Source organism: Mesorhizobium sp. M7A.F.Ca.MR.362.00.0.0 (assembly GCF_004023175.1).
Classification (GTDB): Bacteria; Pseudomonadota; Alphaproteobacteria; order Rhizobiales; family Rhizobiaceae; genus Mesorhizobium.
In genome coordinates this window covers 5,450-8,525 of the sequence record NZ_RZTF01000218.1, presented here as the reverse complement: position 1 = coordinate 8,525, position 3,076 = coordinate 5,450, and the positions used below count along the sequence as shown (strand labels likewise).

At 63.8% G+C, this 3,076-nt stretch carries 1 protein-coding gene and 1 pseudogene; both read right to left on the bottom strand.

The window, feature by feature from the left end; all coding sequences use genetic code 11:
* A pseudogene (locus EOC06_RS23420) lies at positions 1 to 2,145 on the bottom strand (transglycosylase domain-containing protein); the annotation flags it as partial.
* 149 nt (positions 2,146 to 2,294) lie between these two features.
* A partial coding sequence (locus EOC06_RS23415) for an SGNH hydrolase domain-containing protein (RefSeq protein ID WP_206631240.1) occupies positions 2,295 to 3,076 on the bottom strand: 782 nt, incomplete at its 5' end.

Here is a 3,076-nt window from a genome sequence, read left to right as displayed (position 1 = left end):
GGGGCCGTCGGCATCGACGGTTTGGGCGGGACGGGCCGCGCGGACGGGCGCTTGGGCAACCGGCGCTGCTGGCCGCGCCGGTGCCTGCTGACCGACCGACGTCGACGGAACCGGCGCCGTGTTGTTCGCCGCGGGTATCTCGTCGGGGACGATTGTGTCGGCCGGCGTCGATTTCCAGGTGCCGGGCAGCGGCCGCACCGGCACACCTTCGTGGGCCGCAACCATGAACTCGTGCCAGGCCTGCGCCGGCAGTGCGCCGCCGGTGACCTTCTTCATCGCGCTGCCATCATCATTGCCGAACCACACACCAGTGGTGAGGTTGGCGGTGTAGCCGACGAACCAGGCGTCGCGCGAATTTTGACTGGTGCCGGTCTTGCCGGCCGATGGCCAGGCGAAAGCCGCTTTCCGGGCAGTGCCGATCTCAACCGTGCCCGTCATCATCGAGTTCATCATGCCGACGATCTCAGGCTTGACGACGCGCGGCGCGCTGCCGCCGCCGCTGTCGTAAAGCACTTTGCCCTCGGTGGTCGTCACGCGCCGGATGAAATGGATGTCCGGCTTGTAGCCGCCATTGGCAAAGGGGACATAGGCCGAGGTCAGCTCCAGCGGCGTCACTTCCGAAGTGCCGAGCGCGATCGAGGTGTTGGCTATCAGGTCGGACTGGATGCCCATGCGGTGCGCCGCCTCGACAACCGCGTTCGGCCCGACCTCCATGGTCAGTTGCGCCGCCACCGAGTTCAGCGACTTGGCCAGCGCGGTGGCCAGCGTCACCTTGCCGAAATACTTGCCGCCGTAATTGTCGGGTGTCCAATTGCCGATCTTGATCGGCGCATCGTTGCGGATGCTGTCGGGCGTGCGACCGGCTTCGAGCGCGGCCATATAGACGAACGGCTTGAACGCCGAGCCCGGCTGGCGACGTGCCTCCGAAGCACGGTCGAACTGGCTCGTCGAATAGTCGTAGCCGCCGACCATGGCACGTACCGCACCGGAATCGTCGATCGACACCAGCGCGCCCTGTGTGACGTTGAGCTTCTTGCCGCTCTCGTCGATCAGTCTGCGGATCGACTGTTCGGCGAGCTTTTGCAGGTTGAGGTCGACGGTGCTGTCGATGACGATGTCGCCGCGCACATCGCCGATCAGGTCGGGCAATTCCTCCATGATGGTGTCGGCGACATAATTCTCCGAGCCGGTCCAGTAGGACGGCGCGCGCGTTGCCGGCGCGCTCATCGCCGAGGTCATTTCCTTGGCGCTGATCTTTCCCTCGTCACGCATGGCGGCAAGCACCAGTTGCGAGCGTTCCTCGGCCGCCTTCGGATCGCGTGCCGGGGACAGCCGCGACGGCGCCTTCAACAGGCCGGCAAGCAATGCGGCTTCCGACAGGGTGACGTCGCGCGCGCTCTTGCCGAAATAGCGGCGCGAGGCGGCCTCGACGCCATAGGCGCCGGAACCGAAATACACCCGATTCAGGTACATTTCGAGGATCTGGTCCTTGGTGTGCTTGTGCTCCAGCCACAGCGCCAGCAGCACTTCCTGCACCTTGCGTTCCAGCGTGCGGTCGGGTGTCAGGAACAGGTTCTTCGCCAATTGCTGGGTCAGCGTCGAACCGCCCTGCGAGAAACGCCCGCCCAGCACATTGGTGACCATGGCGCGCGACAGACCGATCGGGTCGATGCCGAAATGCGAGTAGAAGCGCCGGTCCTCGATGGCGATGACGGCTTCCGGGATATAGGGCGACATTTCATGCAGGCCGACGGCCTCGCCGCCGCTCATGCCGCGATTGGCGAGCAATTGGCCGTCGGCAGAGACGATCTTGATGTTGGGGGCGCGGTCGGGAATCGACCAGGTCGTCGCCGCCGGCATCTTGGCGCCATAGTAGACGACGATGCCGGCCACCGCGATGCCGCCCCAGATGGCGAACACGAAGCACCAGTAGAACAGCCGGCCGAGCACACCGAACAGGCCGCGCCGGCTTCTGCCGCGCTTGGCCCGCGACGATTTCCCTTTGGCCGGCTTGCGTTTTGCGGAGGCTTTGCGATTGCTCGGCACGACGCGATCCTCCTCGTTCACCGAAAGACCCGCCGAGGACCGCGCCTGCGGCGGCCCCTCGAAACTGGGTTCGATGCGACTGTCTCTGCGGTTCGCCATGCGCTGTGCTTGATATCCCCGATGCCTATGGCGTTCGGGTTGAAGAGTAGATGCGGCGGTTTAAAGGCGGGTTAAGTCGTGTTCGAATGCCGGCCCTGGCGTTGGTCAACGATGTTGATGCGAAAAAGCCGCTACGCCTTGATATCTCGCTAGAGACCCGCCGCCTTCGCCAGATAGGGCGCCAGCGCCAGCGCATAGGTGGCCGTCATATGGTGATGGTCGCGCCAGACGATGATGTTGCCGACCACGGCCGAACAGCTGTCCTTGCCACATAAGGCATCGTTCATGTCAACGACACGGACCCCCGGCAATGTCCCCGCGGCGAGGGCGAAGACATCACTCGTCTCCACCTCCTGTCGCGCGTTGACGCATTTGTCGGGATCGGCGGCCAGGCAATCACCGGGATCGAACTTGACGAAAGGCGTGTTCCGAATGGCGATAATGCGCACGCCGGCACTGTTCAAGTCGCTCCAGATGCTGCGCAAACCGTCGATCATTGCCGGCTCCGGTGTGTCGGAATAGCGAGACTGGCTGGTGAACATCAGGTCTGGCCGCAATTTCCTGATCTCGGCGAGAACGTTGTCGCGCCATGTTGCGCAGGCCTCATACGGCTTACCGTCATCCGTCACAGCGGCAAGGGTGAAAGGGCATGCAGCCTTGGTGAAGGTGACCAATTTCCACTTGCGGTCCCTGGCAATCTTGTCGATGGCCGGGATCCATTGTGCTGCGTGTGAATCGCCTGCGACGACAATGGTTCTGGTTCCCTGGGGATCGCCGAGCTGGCAGCCCACAGCTTGCGTGCTGTCCTGCTCCTGATGGCATTTCAGTCGATAGACGATCGGTACGTCACGCCTGAGTTTGCCGAGGGATGGCAGCAGTTGCACGTCGCGCGGAACCGAAGCGTTGGCAAGAAGCGCTGCCGGCCCTGGAT